Consider the following 16,092-nt stretch of genomic DNA (forward strand, 5'->3'; position numbering starts at 1 on the left):
CGCGCAGTTTACCCTAATTCACACGGGATTCTGTCGGCACCAGGACCGCAGGCCGCTCAGGAGCACGTCGCCACTGCGGCAGACTGATCAGCAGCACGGCACTGATGATCACTGCCATCGCCACAGTTTCTTCAATACCGATGCTTTCTCCGGCAAAAACGATCCCCAGCAACACCGCCACTGCCGGGTTGACGTAGGCATAACTGGTGGCCGCCGCCGGGCGGACGTTTTTCAGCAGGTACATATAAGCGTTGAAGGCGACGATCGAGCCGAACACCACCAGGTACATCATTGCGACCCACCCCTCAAGCGGCGGCAGGCTTTCCAGGTGTTCGCCCGTCAGCGCGCTGCCGATCAACAACACCACGCCGCCGACCAGCATTTGCGCCGCACTGGACATCGCCCCCTGAGGCATTGGCAAATGTTTGCTCCACACCGAACCAAACGCCCAGGCTGCCGCCGCACCAATCAGCAGTACAGCCCCCAAAGGGCTCGATTGCAGATTGGAGCCCAGATTGAGCATGGCGATACCGATCAGCCCCAGCACAATCCCAGCCCATTCCAGACGGGTATTACGCGTGCCCCAGAAATACCCGCAGAGCAAGGTAAACAACGGCACTGTCGCCACCGCCAAGGCCGCAACGCCAGAGGCCACGCCCGTGTGCTCGGCCATGCTGACCGCGCCGTTGCCAAAACTGAGCAACAAAATCCCGATCAGCCCCGCCGCCTTCCACTGCGGCCAGGTCGGTGCTGGCACACCGCGCCAGCGCAGGAAGGCGTACATCAGCGTCCCGCCAACAATAAAACGAATGCCGCCCAGCATCAGCGGCGGCCAGTACTGCACGCCGATGCGGATCACCAGATAGGTCGATCCCCAGATCACGTACAGCGCGAAAAAGGCACCTATCAACGGTAACGGGAAACGGCGTAGACCAGGCATGGGATGCTCGAAGGCAGGACAGAGGAGAGCGTTATTTTAGAAAGCCGACAGACGGAACTTAAGTTACAAAACCTGTTTATAAGGCCGGTACACTTTTCAAAGCATCATCGCGTCACATCAAGAGCGGACGCGGAGCGTTCGGTGAGGCGTTCCCACGCAGGAGCGTGGGAACGATCATTCACTCCGAGTGGGAACGATCAACCTTAGAAACCGCGATGGTGCTTGAGGTGTTCGTTGATCTTCGCCGCCGGCACTTTCTGCAAGCTGCACAGCAGATCATGGGACAGCTCGCGCAAACCGTGTTTCTGCCGCAGTTCTTGTGCCAGATGCGCGGTGAGGTTGGCAGCCATTTCGGCGTCGGCCATCGCCCGGTGAGCCTGACCGGTGTGGGGCAATTGGGCGAAGGTGGTGAGGGTGCCGAGTTTGTGGTTCGGCGCGGCCGGCATCAGGCGCCGGGCGAGTAACAGCGAACAGGCAAAATTCTGCAAGCGTGTGCGTTTGATTCGCCCAAGCTCAAAGTCCCAGAACTTCTGGTCGAAGGCGGCGTTGTGGGCCAGCAGCGGCGTGATACCGACGAATTCGTTGACCTCATTCATTACCTGCTCGGCCGAGGGTGCAGTACGCAACATGGCGTTGCTGATACCGGTCAGTTGCTCGATGAAGGCCGGGATGCGCACACCGGCGTTCATCAGGCTTTGGTAACGGTCGACAATGCGCCCCTGTTCAAGAATCACCACGGCAATTTCCGTGGCCCGGCAGCTGCTGCTCGGGGAGATTCCGGTGGTTTCAAAGTCGATGACAGCTATGCGTTCCAAACCTGTTCCTTGGGTTCAATAATCAGTTTTTAAGCAGCAACGCGCCTTCGATCGGCACGTAACGGCTGGCCGCGCGAATCAGCGAATTGGCGGTGAGCCCCGGCACGCCATAGGCCACCGCTTCGACACCGTGCTTGGCGATGATCCGCTCCAGCAACATGTCGAAATCACCGTCCCCCGAGGCCAGCACCACTTCGTCGACGTGATCGGCGGCATCCATGATGTCGAGGGTGATGCCCACATCCCAGTCGCCCTTGGCCGAGCCGTCGCTGCGCTGGATATAGGGCTTGAGCTTCACGATGAAGCCGAGGTTGCGCAGGATTTGCTGGAATTGCTGCTGCTTGCTGTCGCCGCGATCGATGGCGTAGGCATAGGCCTCGACGATCTGCCCGCGCTGACTGACGTCAGCCCAGAGGGCGGCGTAGTTGAAATGACAACCGTAGGCCTGGCGCACGGTGTAATAGAGGTTTTGGACATCGGCGAACACCGCGATCTTCTTCACCGCAAATCCTCATGGCGCACACAAGCGCAGGCGATTGATCGGACTCAAGGTCCGAAAAGTCGCCCAGTATGCCAGTCAGAAGGAATGTTCCGCGAATAATCAGTCCGGGGCGCAACAAGGCCCCGGACGAATGGCGTATCAGACGAAGGAATCGTCGTCATCACCACCGAAGAATGAGCTGTCGTCGCTGTCGTCGGCGTCTGCAAACCCGCCCTGATCGTTGTTGTTCCAGGAGTCATTGTTGGCCAGGCGCTCGTTGTCATTCACTTGAGCCGGCTCTTCCTTGATGACTTCAACGATTTCCTGCGGCTGCTGCTGATTGCTGTGGAACAGGCTGCTGATGCCCTGCGCCAGCATCACACCACCGGCCACGCCGGCTGCGGTTTTCAAGGCCCCGCCGAGAAAGCTGCTGCCAGCTGCCGGCGCCTGTTGCGGAGGTGCCGCGTAGTTCTGTTGTGGGGCACCAAAACCCTGCTGTGGCGCGCCATAGTTTTGTGGCAGTGGCGCAGAAGGCCGCGCCGGTTCACGCCAGCCGCCGCTCGACGCTGGAGCGCTCTGGGCCGGTGCAGGCTGTGGATCACGGGAGCCGCCGAAGATGCTCGACAGGAAACCACCGCCGCTGCTGCTCGGTGCCGGTGCGGAGGCCTGGGCCCTGGCTTGTTGCAGTTCGGCTTGCAGTTGCTGAATTTGCTGGGTGAGCTGTTTGTTTTGCTCGTCGAGGCTCTTGATCGCCGCCTCTTGCACCAGAATCGCCTGAGTCATGAAATAGCCCGCTGCTGGCTGGCGGCTCAGGTGCTCCTTGATCCGCGCCTCGGCCAGAGCATCGCGTGGGGCTGAATCCGTTTCGGCCTGTTGCAGCCGTGAAAACAGTCCATCGATCAGGGTTTGTTCTTCGCTGTTCATGGCGACCTCATAGATTGCCGGAAAATCGTTGCCCTTTTCCCTTATGGATAAGGTGCCCCCTAGTTATGGGGCTGTTGCTGATTGTTTCAATGGCCTTTACCGAACGTTTACGTTTGCTCGACTACCGGTCGCATCGGTTACAGTGTCGACATACTTTGTAATCAGCGAAAGCGACCGATGAATCCGTTAGACGTACTCCGCGACTCCCTGTATTTCTTCCAGCGCAACCTGGGCCGCATCGTGCCGCTGTGTCTGCCGTTGGTCGTGCTTGAAGCCTTGCTTCAGCAACTGGTCGACCACTCCCAGGGGCCAGATGCCTTTCCCGGCTATAGCGTGATTGTCGGGTTGCTGGTGTATCCGCTGTACACCGCTGCGCTGATCCTGTTTCTCGATGCCCGCAGCCGTGGCGAATCGCCGCGCACCCTGGCCCTGTTGTCGGCGTCGCTCAGCCTGTGGCCACGCTTTGCGCTGCTGACGGCGGTCAACACCTTGCTGATTCTGGTGGGGTTGTCGCTGTATTTCCTGCCAGGCATCTGGCTGATGGTGATGCTCGCCTTTGCCGAATACCTGCTGGTGCTGCGCAACATGCAGCCACTGGAGGCCATCCGGGAAAGCATGCGCCTGGCCCGCGGCAATTTCCTGCGCATCCTGCTGTGCATTCTCTGCGTGATGGGCCCGTTGTGGATGCTCAAAGGCGCGAGCATGGCCATCTATCCGGAGCCGCAGAACCCGGCACTGTCGCTGATCATCGAAAGCGTCCACAGCTTTCTGCAACTGTTCACCAGCGTGGTGCTGTTTCGTCTGTTCATGTTGATCAGCGAGGCCCCCGACAAAACCGAAGGCAGCGCCTGACAGCTCTACCCTTGGGGTCTGGGCCGGCCTCGGTTATGCTCGGGCTCAACTTTGTAACGCCATAAGCCGAGCCATGACCCGCCTACTGCGCTACACCCTGCTGGGCCTGCTGATACTCGTCAGCCTGCTGTTTTCCTTTCTCTACAGCCTGACCTGGCGCCCCGACGCCAAGGAAACGCTCCCCGTCAGTTGCAGCACCAGCGCACCTGTGCTGGTGCCGGGGCAGGCGTTGAAGGTGATGACCTGGAACGTCCAGTACCTGGCAGGCAAACGCTATGTGTTCTGGAATGACCTGGCTCACGGCCCTGACGAAAGTCCGACTCCGGAAGACATGGCCTTCAGCCTTGATGAAGTGGCACGGGTCATCCGCGATGAGCAGCCGGACCTGGTCCTGTTGCAGGAACTGGATGATGACGCCAAGGCCAGCGGCTATCAGAACCAGCTCAAGTTGCTCCAGGAACGCCTGGCCGACCTCTATCCTTGCAGCACGCACGCCTTCGACTGGAAGGCCGACTTCGTTCCCGATCCGCATATTTTCGGCAGCGTTGGCCGGCAATTGGCGACCTTGAGCCGCTACCAGATCGAACACGCCGAACGCCTGCAGTTGCCTGAAGCGCCAATCAATTTCATCAGCCGTCAGTTCCAGCCGAAAAACGCCCTGTTGGTGAGTTACCTGCCGCTGCGCGATGGCGGGCAAATGGCGGTGCTCAACACTCACCTCGATCGGGCAGTGCAGCCTGATGAGACCCAGCAGGCGAAGGTGACAGCGGTTGCCAAGGTACTCGACACGTATGAAGGTCGCGGCACGCCATGGCTGATCGGTGGCGACTTCAACCTGTTGCCGCTGGGCCAGTATCAACGCCTCGCGCCCGAACAGCGCTCGCCCTATTCCGCCGACAGCGCGCTGCATGTGTTGTGGGACAAGTACCCGATGATCCCGACCAACAACGAGGCCAGCGGTGTCGATCGGGACCAGTGGCTGACCCATTACCCTAACGACCCCGACCTCAACGGCCCGGACCGCACTGTCGACTACCTGTTCTACAGCCCGCGGATCAAACGGATTGAAGCGCAAGTACGGCAGGACGATACGCTGCGCATCTCCGATCACCTGCCGGTGATTGCACGGTTTCTACTCCCCGTCGCCCCCTAGAGCAAATAAATAACCTGTGGCGAGGGGGCTTGCCCCCGTTTGGCTGCGTAGCAGTCGTAAATCGGCAAATGCGGTGTACCTGATAAAACGTAGTGACAGGTTCAGGGCCGCTTCGCGACCCTACGGGGGCAAGCCCCCTCGCCACAGGATTAGTGTCCGCCACTGCGCACTACAAAGCCCGTCTACTTACGCGGCTTGGCCCGCGCCGTGGCCTCGGCCACCAACGGGTCATCCGGCCAGTAATGTTTCGGATAACGGCCCTTGAGGTCCTTCTTCACCTCGGCATAAGTGCTGCGCCAGAAGTTCGCCAGGTCCTGGGTGACCTGCACCGGCCGCCGTGCCGGTGACAGCAAATGCAGCTTGACCACCTGCCGGCCACCGGCAATGCGCGGGGTTTCGGCAAGGCCGAACAGCTCCTGCAAACGCACCGCGAGAATCGGTGGCTGCTCGCTGTAATCCAGACGAATCGATGAACCGGAGGGCACGCTCAGATGATGCGGCGCCTGCTCATCGAGGCGTTGCGGCAATGGCCACGGCAGCAGGTTATGCACAAAGCTCGACACATCCAGGCTGGCGAAATGGCTGAGCCGTGAAACCCGTCCCAGGTACGGCATCAACCAGTGTTCCAGACTGGCCAGCAACGCCGCATCACTGACGTCCGGCCACTCACTCTCGCCCTGCTTGTTCAAGTCCAGCTGACGCAGCAATGCCACTCGCGCCTGCCACTGACGCAACTCCGGGGTCCACGGCAATAGCTCCAACCCCTTACGGCGCACCAGATTGACCAACGCCTGGCTGCGCGCGGTTTCATCAAGACCGGTCAACGGTTCGCGACTGAGCACCAACTCGCCCACCTTGCGCTGACGCTCGGCCCGCAGCACGCCTTCACGCTCGTCCCAATCGAGTTGATCGACGCAACGCACCTGCTCCGCCAACACCGAATCGAACAGCGCCGGATCAAAATCCGCCGCCAGATAAATCCGTTCTTCGCGCTGCCCCTGACGGCTCCCCAGGTCGGCGATCACCAGCCAAGGTTGTTTCATCAAGCTGTCGGCCTCGGCGAACAACGCCGCACGACCGTTGGCCAGCCGATATTCCGCACCACCGGCGCGGCGCTGTTGGGCGACGCGGTCCGGATAGGCCAGCGCCAGCAAGGCACCGAGCCAGCGCGGATGCTCCGGATCGCTGACCGGCGACTCGGCTTTGCCACGCAGATAACCACGATATTGCCGAGCCAATTGCCGCGCCCGCTGCACACCACCCTGAGCACCACGCGCCGCCCGTTCTTCGCCGGACAACAGCACCAGACGACTGTGCAGATCCGCACCGACACCGCGCAAAATGTCCCGCTCGCCGAGCAATGCAGCGACGTCGCAAGCCATGCTCGCCAGCCCCAACGCTTGCCCACGCAGTAACAGATGCGCGATACGCGGATGCGCCGGCAGTTCGGCCATGGCCTGCCCGTGGCGAGTGAGTTTCCAGTCTTCAGCGGACGAACCCTGCAACGCGCCAAGGCGTTCGAGCAAGTCCTGCGCCTGTGCATAAGCCGCCGCCGGAGGTACATCGAGCCAGATCAACTGTCCAGGCGTCACGCCCCAACGCCCGAGCTGCAGGGCCAGCCCGGCAAGGTCGGCAGAGAGAATTTCCGGGCTGGCGTAGGCTGCCAGTTGTTCGTGTTGATCCTGCGACCACAGCCGATAACACACGCCCGGTTCCAACCGTCCTGCGCGGCCGGCACGCTGGGTGGCGCTGGCGCGGGAGATGCGCTGGGTGTCGAGGCGGGTCATGCCGCTGCCGGGGTCGAAACGCGGCACTCGCGCCAGCCCGGCGTCGATGACTACGCGCACGCCATTAATGGTCAAACTGGTTTCGGCGATGTTGGTGGCCAGCACCACTTTGCGTTGGCCAGGTGGCGCCGGATCGATGGCTGCACGTTGCGCCGCCAGATCGAGCTCGCCATGCAACGGGCAGAGCAACACCTCGGAACGCTCGCCCAAGGCATCCGCCAACTGCTGATGCACGCGACGGATTTCCGCTTGCCCGGGTAGGAACACCAACAAGCTGCCCGCTTCATCGTTCAGCGCGTCGAGAATGGTTTGCACCACTCGTGGCTCGATGAATTCACCTGGCTGAAACGGCCGGCCCCAGCGCATCGTCACCGGGTACATGCGACCTTCGCTGCGCAGGATTGGTGCGTCATTCAGCAGTCCGGCGAGGCGCTCGCCTTCAAGCGTCGCCGACATCAGCAGGATCTTCAGCGGCTGCTCATCCCGAAACAACTCGCGGCCATTCAGGCTCAAGGCCAGCGCGAGGTCGGCATCGAGGCTACGCTCGTGGTATTCGTCGAAAATCAGCAGACCCACACCGTCCAGCGCCGGGTCCTCCTGCAAGCGACGCGTGAGGATGCCTTCGGTGACCACTTCGATGCGCGTGTTCGGCCCAACCTTGCTGTCCAGGCGAATCCGGTATCCGACGGTTTCGCCGACTTTCTCGCCGAGCTCGCTGGCCAGCCGTTCGGCCGCCGCCCGCGCGGCCAGCCGACGCGGTTCAAGCATGAGGATGGTTTGCCCGGCCAGCCATGGCTCATCCAACATCGCCAATGGTACGCGGGTGGTTTTACCGGCGCCGGGCGGTGCTTCGAGCACGGCTTCGTGGCGTGTCGCCAAGGCTTCACGCAGCGCGGGTAAAACTTCATCAATTGGCAAAGAGTTCATGCTGGCTCCACAGGGCGTGCCCACAGTAAATTGCGAGTCGCGTTGAAGCTGTGGGCGTGCCAGGCAAGGCGCGGGACGCCGGTAAGGGTCGTTTCCTTACCAAGTCCCGCAACGCAGCATGGCGCGGCCACAGTTTCAACCCGCAGGGCTGAACCCCGAAAAACGTTAACCGCCGTCATGCGTTGTCGATCTGGGAACACCAAACATCAATCCTCACGTAATCTTACCGGGGTGAGGCGCGACCGTAATTTACTGTGGGCACGCCCTGCCGCGGCGAGTATAACGGCGAACTGCCTGGCGTTAATCACGGTCCTAATTCATACCGACGACGTTTCGTTTCAAGTTTGCTCAGGAGATTTATTATGCGTGCTCCATTTCGCCTGATTGGCGGTCTATTGGTTGCAACCCTGCTGACCCAAGTGACCGCATGCGGTTCGATTTTCTACCCGGATCGCCGGGGCCAGATCGATGGCAAGATCGACCCGGCGATTGCGGCGCTCGACGCCGTGGGCCTGCTGTTCTATATCATCCCCGGACTCGTCGCGTTTGCCATAGACTTCACCACCGGCGCGATTTACTTCGAACCCGGCAAGACCGCACAAGTGGCGCCGGAGAAACTCCAGCAGGCCATTGATGCCGACGGCAAGGTCGATAACCACAAGTTGCAGGCCATTCTCGAAAGCGAACTGGGCCGCAGCTTCCCGCTGGATGATCCGCGCCTGATCCAGCACAAGGGCAGCGTTCAGCAACTGGCCTTGCTCGGCCTGCAACCCGCTGCTTGATACACAACACCGAGGAAACGCTCCACCTATGACCAGCAGCCCGGAACACGCGCGCCTGTTACGCCTCGCCACCCGCGCCTCTGTAGCGGTGGCGAGCACACTCATTGTCGCCAAGGCCATTGCCTGGTGGCTGAGCGGATCGGTGAGCATGCTCGCCGGGCTGACGGACTCGGCACTCGACGGCGTGACGTCGCTGCTCAATCTGTTGGCGGTGCATTACGCGTTGCGCCCGGCCGATGACGATCACCGCTACGGGCACGGCAAGGCGGAATCCTTGTCGGGCATGGCTCAGGCACTGTTCATCGGCGGCAGCGCGGTATTGATCGCGTATCAGGCATTCGAGCGCCTGAAACACCCGGAACCGGTGGGCGCGCCGTGGATCAGCATTGGCGTGATCATCTTTTCCCTGGTCCTGACCCTGGCGCTGCTGATGCTGCAACACCGGGTGATCCGCGAAACCGGCTCCAGCGCGGTGCGTGCCGACTCACTGCATTACCGTTCCGACATGATGCTCAACGGCAGCATCCTGGTCGCGTTGGTACTGGCCGGTTTTGGCTGGCATCAAGTCGATGCCTGGTTCGGCCTGGGGATCGCCGTCTACATTTTGTGGAGCGCAATACAAATCGCCCGGGAAAGTTTTGCTGTGCTGATGGATGAAGAACTGCCACCGGACGTCAGCCAGCACATGCTCGAACTGGCGTGCAGCGTGCCCGGTGTACTTGGCGCACACGACTTGCGAACGCGGATCTCCGGCAGTCACTGGTTCGTGCAATTGCACCTGGAGTTGCCGGGGGAGCTGACGCTGTCAGTCGCTCACGGCATCAGCGATCAAGCAGCGGACGCCATTCACGCCGTTTACCCGCGAGCCGAAGTGTTGGTGCACGCCGACCCGCAGGAAATGGTGACAGCCGTCCGGAATCAGAAAGTGACCTGATAACCGCGTGAGACAAGGCAATTGCCTTCGGCCTGGCGGTAAGTCTGTACCACCTGTGGCGCTGGCTGATAGGTCACGGTCCGTGGATCGAAGCCGCTCTGCTGGACCGCCCAACGATAACAATCGTAACCGTCCTGAGTAACCTGCTCGGGTGACTGCCCATTGATCGGGTATGCCACCACGTCATAACCATTGCTGACCGGTTGTGGTTCCGGGTTGCCTACCGGTGGCTCAACCACAACGTAGTCTTGAGTGCTTTCCTCGTAGGCGTAGTACGCGCCTGCTGCCAGAAACATCAGCGCGCCACCGATCCACACCTCCTGAGCGTAATCGGGCAGATACCTCACACGGATCCCGCGAGGCGGTTGGACCACCACATAACGCGGCCCGTTCGGGCGATACCAATAGCCACCGGAGTAGAAGTAATCCTGCCCACGGTACGGCACACGGTCGTGGCGCTCAGGGAAGCGGTCGATTATTTGACCTGGCCGATACCGCGGACCATCACCCCAGCCGTTGCCATGTCCTTCCGGACGTCCCGGCCAGCGACGCTCATCCCGATGCTCATCGCGACCACCGGCCTGCCAACGCTGGTTGTAATCGTTGCGCCGTGGAACGTCCTGATAGTAGCCGCGCTGTGGCTCCTGGGTTTGGCGAACAGTGTCCGGACGGCCCTGGATCGGCAGGTTGTTCGCCGGCGCAGGCGCGGGTCGAACTTGAACCTGGCCATTGGGCTCGTGTCGCTGACGGTTCTGCCAGTCGCCTCCCGGATTCTGATCGTTGTGTTCGAACTGACGGCTGTTGTTGCCGCGAATGATTTCAGGCTGTGGACGTGGCTGATTGAATTGGGGACGTGGCTGGTTGGGCTCGATGCGAGGTTGATTGTTTTGCGGGTGCTGCTGGATGTTTTCCACGCGAGGCGGGTTGTTTTCGGGACGCGGTTGATTACCTCCCTGATGACCTTCACCGCCACGCTCGTGCTGACCACCACCGTTATTGTGTTGCTGCTGCTGTTGCTGCTGTTGCTGCCTACGAAGGAGTTCCTCCCCACCCTGACCTTCTGCCAGCAATGGTGCGCTGACACTTGCACACAACACACCAACACCTGCCATACGCCAGATGCGCGACTTCATGCTATTCCTCACTACGGTGGTGACCTATACATAAGACTGGTAAAGCACAGGCCGGTTCAGCAACAGGTTATCAGTCACGAGACTTATTTTGCAGGCCATAAAAGGTGTTTCGCGGGCAATAAAAAAGGGAGACCCGTCGGCCTCCCCTTGAGAACTTCGTCCGTGCTCGACGCTTTTGACGTCGGCTCACCTCACTCCGTCTTCTGGACAGTGTGTAGCCCGGGGGCCAACTCAACCCCTGTGGGAGTGGTGGCCGCGGCTGGCCTGATTCGGCGGGCCGCTGTGGACTGTTTGTCCGGGCAGTGATTCTGGTGATAAGAATAGGCTTGAGGTGGCGACAGAGGATTGCGAAGATTGCTCAAATAAACATGACTTGCGCAATTTTTCATCACGGATAGATAATCCACCGCAATAGTTAAGACAAAGGCCTGATTCATGAGCAAACTCGACCGATACGACTTGAGCATTTTGGCGGAATTGCAACGCGACGCGCGCATCTCCAATCAGGAGCTCGCCGAACGCATCGGCCTGTCGCCATCGCCTTGTTCGCGACGGGTAAAGCAGCTTGAAGACGACGGCTACATCACCCGCCAGGTCGCCCTGCTCGACCGCAAGATGCTCGGCCTGAGCCTGACCGCCTACGTGTTGATCGGCATGGATCGGCACACGCCCGAGCGCTTCGAAAACTTCGAAGCCGCCATCCGCACCTTGCCACAAGTGCTCGAATGCAGCCTGGTGACCGGAATGGACGCCGACTATCAACTCAAGGTGGTGGTGCCAGACATGGACCACTATCAGAAACTGCTGCTCGGCCACCTGACCCGCATCGAAGGCGTGACCAGCGTGCGCTCAAGCTTTGTACTGAACCAGGTGCTCAACAGCACCGAGTTGCCACTGACTCACCTGCGCAGCTAATCCCGCTTTTGTGGCGAGGGGGCTTGCCCCCGTTCGGCCGCGCAGCGGTCGTATAGCGGTCCATATGTTGTGCCTGAAACAACTCGATTGCAGTATTCAGGACTGCTTTGCAGCCCAACGGGGGCAAGCCCCCTCGCCACATAAACCTGCGGCAGACCGACGCACGTCAATGCGCCGCCAATATCCATTGGCGTATACTTCCCCGGCCTTTTTTGCCCCGCCCGCGCTGGAGATAATCGATGGACCCTGCAGTATTTGAAGAGTGGATGATGACCGGCCTGGTAAGCATCCTGATTATTTTCATGGGTTTCATCGTCTGGGATCTGGCGAAAAAATCCAAGGCCGGACGCTTCGGCTCGTTCATCCTGTTCTTCGTGCTGGGTCTGGGCGTGGCTGCGTTCGTCATCAAGAGTGTGGTGATCGGCCTGATCGAATCCGGCGCTTTATAAGCGCGCCGGCACTTCTTTCCACTGGCCCTGATCGAGGCCTTCGATGGTCCAGTCGCCGATTCGCACCCGCACCAGACGCAGAGTCGGCAAGCCAACCGCAGCGGTCATGCGCCGCACCTGACGGTTACGCCCTTCACGAATCACCAATTCCAGCCAACTGGTCGGCACGCTTTTGCGAAAGCGCACCGGCGGGTTACGCGGCCATAGCTCAGGTTCTTCCAGTTGCCGCGCCTGCGCCGGCAAGGTCATGCCGTCATTCAACTCGACGCCCTCGCGCAAGCGCTGCAATTGCTCGGCGCTCGGCTCGCCTTCCACTTGTACCCAATAGGTCTTGGCCAACTTGTGTTTCGGATCAGCGATGCGCGCCTGAAGCTGGCCATCGTTGGTCAGCAGCAGCAAGCCTTCGCTGTCACGGTCCAGCCGTCCTGCCGGGTAGATCCCGGGAATCTCGATATAGTCCTTGAGCGTCGCCCGCCCTTCACCGTCGCTGAACTGCGTCAGCACATCGAAGGGTTTGTTGAACAAAATCAGCTTCGGCTCGGCCGGCGGTGCTTTGGCAACACGTCGCGGGGCTGAAGAGGATTGCGCAGGTTTCACGCCGGGGCGGCGGGAAGCGGGACGAGGAGGACGCGGCATGGCAAAAACAACATCTAACGGTCAGGGCTGCCAATGCTAGTGCCCCGACCGCTAAATGACCATGACAACAATCAGCGGAACGGCGGTTCGTCGAAGCTGCGCAGTTTGCGCGAGTGCAACGAGTTGAGCTCGGTGCGCAGCAGATCCACCGCCGCGATGCCGATCTTCAAGTGCTGACTGACCGCACGCTCATAGAAGGCGTTGGCCGAACCGGGCAACTTGATTTCGCTGTGCAGCGGTTTGTCCGAAACACACAGCAAGGTGCCGTAAGGCACGCGCAAACGGTAGCCTTGCGCGGCAATGGTGCCGCTTTCCATGTCCACTGCAACCGCGCGCGACAGGTTGATCAACGGTCGCTCCTGAGCCCAGCGTAGTTCCCAGTTACGGTCGTCGTAGGTCAGCACGGTGCCAGTGCGCAGGCGTTTTTTCAGGTCATCGCCCTTTTCGCCGGTGACGTTGGCTGCCGCTTGCTGCAAGGCCATCTGCACTTCGGCCAGGGCCGGAATCGGAATGTTCGGCGGCACCACCCGGTCGAGAATCCCGTCACGACGCATATAAGCGTGGGCCAGCACGTAATCACCGATGGTCTGCGACTGCCGCAGGCCGCCGCAGTGACCGATCATCAGCCAGCAATGCGGGCGCAATACAGCCAAATGGTCGGTGATGTTCTTGGCGTTGGACGGGCCCACACCAATGTTCACCAGGGTTACGCCGTGGCCGTCAGAGGCTTGCAGGTGATAGGCCGGCATCTGATAACGGTGCCAGACCACGCCTGCGGCAATGGAAGACGCTTCGCCGTGATCCATGCTCTTTTCGATGATCACGTTGCCTGGCAAGACCATGCGCACGAAACGCGGATCGGTGCGCAGTTGCTCCAGGCCATGGGTGATGAACTGGTCGACATAACGGTGGTAGTTGGTCAGCAGGATCCACGGCTGCACATGGCGCCAGTCGCTGCCGGTGTAGTGCACCAGACGGCGCAGAGAGAAATCCACTCGCGCGGCATCAAACAATGCCAATGGCAGCGGGTCGGTGTTTTCCCAGTCGTACAAACCATCGGCAATGCCATCGGTGGCGGCCGACAAATCGGTGCTCGGGAACACTCGCGCCAGTACCGCCGCAGTGACGCCGGAGCCCGCCAGTTCATCGCCCTGCTCGACCACGTACGGATACGGGATGTTCTGCTCACTGACGCCGACCTCCACCGTCACGGTGAAGTCGTGCATCAGCGGCACCAGCTGTTCCAGCAAATACTTACGGAATGCCGCCGGATGGGTGACGGTGACACTGTAGGTCCCCGGCAACTGGACTTTGGCGTAAGCCCGCGTGGTCTGTGGGACTTCGCCCTGACAAAGGTAGGTCAGGCGTAATTCCGGATAACGAAACATCGCACGCTGCTCGGCGTCGGGTTCGATGCGGTCCTTCAGATAACGCTTGAGCGCCTGACTCAACGCCGTGGTGGCCCGCTCGTGCAGAGCGGCAAGCCGATCGACGGCTTGTTCGGCGGTTTGAACGACAATAAAGGCTTCGGTCACGATCAGCTTCCTGTGTTCTGACTTGCAGACCTTCATCTTGCCTGTATCGCCGCCTCACGGAAACACCGGAATATCCGTAGGAGCAAAGCTTGCTCGCGATGGCGCCCTCAAGGACGCCATCGCCGGCAAGCCGTGCTCCTACAAAAGCTTAAAAACCTTGAGGGGTCGAACGCGCCACAATCGCTTCCACATCCAGACCACGCGGCAAGGTGCCGTAAACCCGGCCGGCCGTTCCCAACCGGCTGGCGATGAAGGCATCGCTGACGGCGGCGTTGCCTGCTTCGAGCAACAGCTTGGCTTGCAGGCCCAGGGCGATGTCTTCGGTCAGTTGTCGGGCGCGGTATTGAATGTCATCGGTGTCCTTGAACGCCGCCTGCAACTGGCTGATGTGTGCGGCCAGGCGCTTGTCGCCATAACCGTCACCGAGTTCGCTGAACAGCGCATCGAGCACACCCGGCTCTTTCGACAGCGCTCGCAACACGTCAAGGCATTGAACGTTGCCAGAACCTTCCCACGTCGAGTTCACCGGTGCCTCACGGTACAGGCGCGGCAGAATGCTGTCTTCGACATAACCCGCACCGCCCATGCATTCGGCGGCTTCGTTGATCATGGCCGGCGCACGTTTGCAGATCCAGTATTTGCCCACTGCCGTTACCAGTCGGGCGAATTTGGCTTCCTGAGTGTCATCAAGGTGATCCAGCGCCCGCCCCATGCGCAGGCTCAACGCCAGCGCGGCTTCGCTTTCCAGCGCCAGGTCGGCGAGCACGTTTTGCATCAACGGTTGTTCACTGAGCAATTTGCCGCCAACCATCCGGTGCGCGCAGTGATGACTGGCCTGGGTCAATGCCTGGCGCATCAGGGCGCTGGAGCCGACCATGCAATCGAAGCGGGTCATGGCCACCATCTCGATGATGGTCGGCACGCCGCGGCCCTCTTCACCAATCATCCACGCCAGCGCCCCGCGAAACTCGACTTCGCTGGAGGCATTGGAGCAATTGCCAAGTTTGTTTTTCAGCCGCTGGATGTAGAACTGGTTGCGCGTGTCATCCGGGCGATGGCGTGGCAGCAGGAAACAGGTCAGGCCCTTGTCGGTTTGCGCCAGGGTCAGGAAGGCGTCGCACATTGGCGCCGAGCAGAACCATTTGTGTCCCACCAGCTCATACGCCCGGCCGGGCCCCGCAGCGCCAACCGGGTAAGCCTTGGTGGTGTTGGCCCGAACGTCGGTGCCGCCCTGTTTCTCGGTCATTGCCATGCCGATGGTGACGCCGGCCTTGTGGGCCATGCCGACATTGCGCGGGTCATACTCGGTGGCGAGAATTTTCGGCAGCCACTGTTTGGCGATGTCCGGTTGCAGGCGCAATGCCGGGACACTGGCGAAGGTCATGGTCAGCGGGCAGCCACTGCCGGCTTCGGCCTGGCTGTGCAGGTAGCTCATGGCCGCACGGGCAACGTGGGCACCCGACTGCGGATCGGTCCAGGGCAAGGAGGTCAAGCCGTGCTCGACCGCCGTGCGCATGAGTTCATGGTAGGCCGGGTGAAACTCCACCAGATCAATGCGGTGGCCATAGCGATCATGGCTGGAGAAGACCGGCTTGTTCTGGTTGGCCAGGAACCCCGCTTCCATCAACGGACCGCCGGCCAAAGCGCCATACGCATCGATGCGCGCGTCAGCCCAACCCGCCCCGAAACGCCGCGCCCACTCTTGCAACGGCAGGTCGATGCGGTAGAGGTTGGTCCCGTCCAGCGATGGCGGCTGGTTGGTAACTTCGTGGGTTTCGGCGAACTGATGCAGGTTCATGGCGGGGCCTCCTTGGGTCAGTTGAGACCTT

At 60.8% G+C, this 16,092-nt stretch carries 15 protein-coding genes; 6 read left to right on the forward strand and 9 right to left on the reverse strand.

From position 1 onward, the window contains the following. Positions 1-13: 13 nt before the first annotated feature. The 4 genes from yedA to AO353_RS06285 form a co-directional block, all read right to left on the reverse strand. A complete protein-coding gene (yedA, locus tag AO353_RS06270; RefSeq protein ID WP_054594178.1) occupies positions 14-940 on the reverse strand; it encodes a drug/metabolite exporter YedA in 927 nt (308 codons plus the stop codon). 203 nt (positions 941-1,143) lie between these two features. Then, the gene (locus AO353_RS06275) at positions 1,144-1,755 is read right to left on the reverse strand and encodes a PolC-type DNA polymerase III (protein WP_054594179.1); all 612 of its coding nucleotides are present in this window, start codon (positions 1,753-1,755) and stop codon (positions 1,144-1,146) included. 22 nt (positions 1,756-1,777) lie between these two features. Next, the gene (locus tag AO353_RS06280) at positions 1,778-2,257 is read right to left on the reverse strand and encodes an NYN domain-containing protein (protein ID WP_019691557.1); all 480 of its coding nucleotides are present in this window, start codon (positions 2,255-2,257) and stop codon (positions 1,778-1,780) included. A gap of 138 nt (positions 2,258-2,395) precedes the next feature. Next, on the reverse strand, positions 2,396-3,160 hold the full coding sequence (locus AO353_RS06285; protein ID WP_054594180.1) for a DUF2076 domain-containing protein: 765 nt from the start codon (positions 3,158-3,160) through the stop codon (positions 2,396-2,398). A 177-nt stretch (positions 3,161-3,337) separates the two neighbouring features. Between AO353_RS06285 and AO353_RS06290 the strand changes: the two genes are divergently transcribed. After that, entirely contained in the window at positions 3,338-4,012 is a 675-nt protein-coding gene (locus AO353_RS06290; RefSeq protein ID WP_054594181.1) for a YciC family protein, read from the forward strand. Between the two features lie 73 nt (positions 4,013-4,085). After that, positions 4,086-5,165: an endonuclease/exonuclease/phosphatase family protein gene (locus AO353_RS06295; RefSeq protein ID WP_054594182.1), complete on the forward strand. Its 1,080-nt coding sequence runs from the start codon at positions 4,086-4,088 to the stop codon at positions 5,163-5,165. Positions 5,166-5,347: 182 nt separating this feature from the next. On the opposite strand, the gene hrpB is transcribed toward AO353_RS06295, so the two are convergent. Continuing rightward, positions 5,348-7,879 (reverse strand): ATP-dependent helicase HrpB, encoded by a 2,532-nt coding sequence (gene hrpB / locus AO353_RS06300; RefSeq protein WP_054594183.1) that lies wholly within the window; start codon positions 7,877-7,879, stop codon positions 5,348-5,350. Between the two features lie 362 nt (positions 7,880-8,241). Between hrpB and AO353_RS06305 the strand changes: the two genes are divergently transcribed. Beyond that, complete coding sequence (locus AO353_RS06305; RefSeq protein ID WP_054594184.1) at positions 8,242-8,661, forward strand: hypothetical protein; 420 nt, start codon at positions 8,242-8,244, stop codon at positions 8,659-8,661. Positions 8,662-8,689: 28 nt separating this feature from the next. Then, positions 8,690-9,595 carry a cation diffusion facilitator family transporter gene (locus AO353_RS06310; protein WP_054594185.1) on the forward strand — a complete coding sequence of 302 codons (906 nt, stop codon included), beginning with the start codon at positions 8,690-8,692 and terminating at the stop codon, positions 9,593-9,595. On the opposite strand, the gene AO353_RS06315 is transcribed toward AO353_RS06310, so the two are convergent. Then, positions 9,580-10,728: a DUF6515 family protein gene (locus AO353_RS06315; protein ID WP_054594186.1), complete on the reverse strand. Its 1,149-nt coding sequence runs from the start codon at positions 10,726-10,728 to the stop codon at positions 9,580-9,582. The genes AO353_RS06310 and AO353_RS06315 overlap by 16 nt on opposite strands. Before the next feature lie 435 nt (positions 10,729-11,163). Here AO353_RS06315 and AO353_RS06320 point away from each other — a divergent pair, with 435 nt between their 5' ends. Both AO353_RS06320 and AO353_RS06325 read left to right on the forward strand, forming a co-directional pair. After that, the gene (locus tag AO353_RS06320) at positions 11,164-11,643 is read left to right on the forward strand and encodes an Lrp/AsnC family transcriptional regulator (RefSeq protein WP_007894448.1); all 480 of its coding nucleotides are present in this window, start codon (positions 11,164-11,166) and stop codon (positions 11,641-11,643) included. Between the two features lie 239 nt (positions 11,644-11,882). Next, entirely contained in the window at positions 11,883-12,092 is a 210-nt protein-coding gene (locus AO353_RS06325; RefSeq protein WP_003185724.1) for a DUF2788 domain-containing protein, read from the forward strand. On the opposite strand, the gene AO353_RS06330 is transcribed toward AO353_RS06325, so the two are convergent. The 3 genes from AO353_RS06330 to AO353_RS06340 all read right to left on the reverse strand — a co-directional run bounded on the left by AO353_RS06330 (position 12,087) and on the right by AO353_RS06340 (position 16,061). Next, entirely contained in the window at positions 12,087-12,728 is a 642-nt protein-coding gene (locus AO353_RS06330; protein WP_054594187.1) for a pseudouridine synthase, read from the reverse strand. The two genes, AO353_RS06325 and AO353_RS06330, sit on opposite strands and share 6 nt — an antisense overlap. 71 nt (positions 12,729-12,799) lie before the next feature. Next, complete coding sequence (gene amn, locus AO353_RS06335) at positions 12,800-14,299, reverse strand: AMP nucleosidase (RefSeq protein ID WP_162491269.1); 1,500 nt, start codon at positions 14,297-14,299, stop codon at positions 12,800-12,802. A gap of 112 nt (positions 14,300-14,411) precedes the next feature. Next, positions 14,412-16,061, reverse strand: a complete 1,650-nt coding sequence (locus AO353_RS06340) for an acyl-CoA dehydrogenase family protein (protein WP_054594189.1) — start codon at positions 16,059-16,061, stop codon at positions 14,412-14,414. Positions 16,062-16,092: the final 31 nt, after the last annotated feature.

The organism is Pseudomonas fluorescens (assembly GCF_001307155.1).
GTDB lineage: Bacteria > Pseudomonadota > Gammaproteobacteria > Pseudomonadales > Pseudomonadaceae > Aquipseudomonas > Aquipseudomonas helvetica.

What these genes read in the sequence shown, in the direction of transcription:
- yedA (WP_054594178.1), bottom strand. Translation starts at nt 940, where the DNA reads ATGCCTGGTCTACGCCGTTTCCCGTTACCGTTGATAGGTGCCTTTTTC.
- AO353_RS06285 (WP_054594180.1), bottom strand. Translation starts at nt 3,160, where the DNA reads ATGAACAGCGAAGAACAAACCCTGATCGATGGACTGTTTTCACGGCTG.
- AO353_RS06290 (WP_054594181.1), top strand. Translation starts at nt 3,338, where the DNA reads ATGAATCCGTTAGACGTACTCCGCGACTCCCTGTATTTCTTCCAGCGC.
- AO353_RS06295 (WP_054594182.1), top strand. Translation starts at nt 4,086, where the DNA reads ATGACCCGCCTACTGCGCTACACCCTGCTGGGCCTGCTGATACTCGTC.
- hrpB (WP_054594183.1), bottom strand. Translation starts at nt 7,879, where the DNA reads ATGAACTCTTTGCCAATTGATGAAGTTTTACCCGCGCTGCGTGAAGCC.
- AO353_RS06305 (WP_054594184.1), top strand. Translation starts at nt 8,242, where the DNA reads ATGCGTGCTCCATTTCGCCTGATTGGCGGTCTATTGGTTGCAACCCTG.
- AO353_RS06310 (WP_054594185.1), top strand. Translation starts at nt 8,690, where the DNA reads ATGACCAGCAGCCCGGAACACGCGCGCCTGTTACGCCTCGCCACCCGC.
- AO353_RS06315 (WP_054594186.1), bottom strand. Translation starts at nt 10,728, where the DNA reads ATGAAGTCGCGCATCTGGCGTATGGCAGGTGTTGGTGTGTTGTGTGCA.
- AO353_RS06320 (WP_007894448.1), top strand. Translation starts at nt 11,164, where the DNA reads ATGAGCAAACTCGACCGATACGACTTGAGCATTTTGGCGGAATTGCAA.
- AO353_RS06325 (WP_003185724.1), top strand. Translation starts at nt 11,883, where the DNA reads ATGGACCCTGCAGTATTTGAAGAGTGGATGATGACCGGCCTGGTAAGC.
- AO353_RS06330 (WP_054594187.1), bottom strand. Translation starts at nt 12,728, where the DNA reads ATGCCGCGTCCTCCTCGTCCCGCTTCCCGCCGCCCCGGCGTGAAACCT.
- amn (WP_162491269.1), bottom strand. Translation starts at nt 14,299, where the DNA reads ATGAAGGTCTGCAAGTCAGAACACAGGAAGCTGATCGTGACCGAAGCC.
- AO353_RS06340 (WP_054594189.1), bottom strand. Translation starts at nt 16,061, where the DNA reads ATGAACCTGCATCAGTTCGCCGAAACCCACGAAGTTACCAACCAGCCG.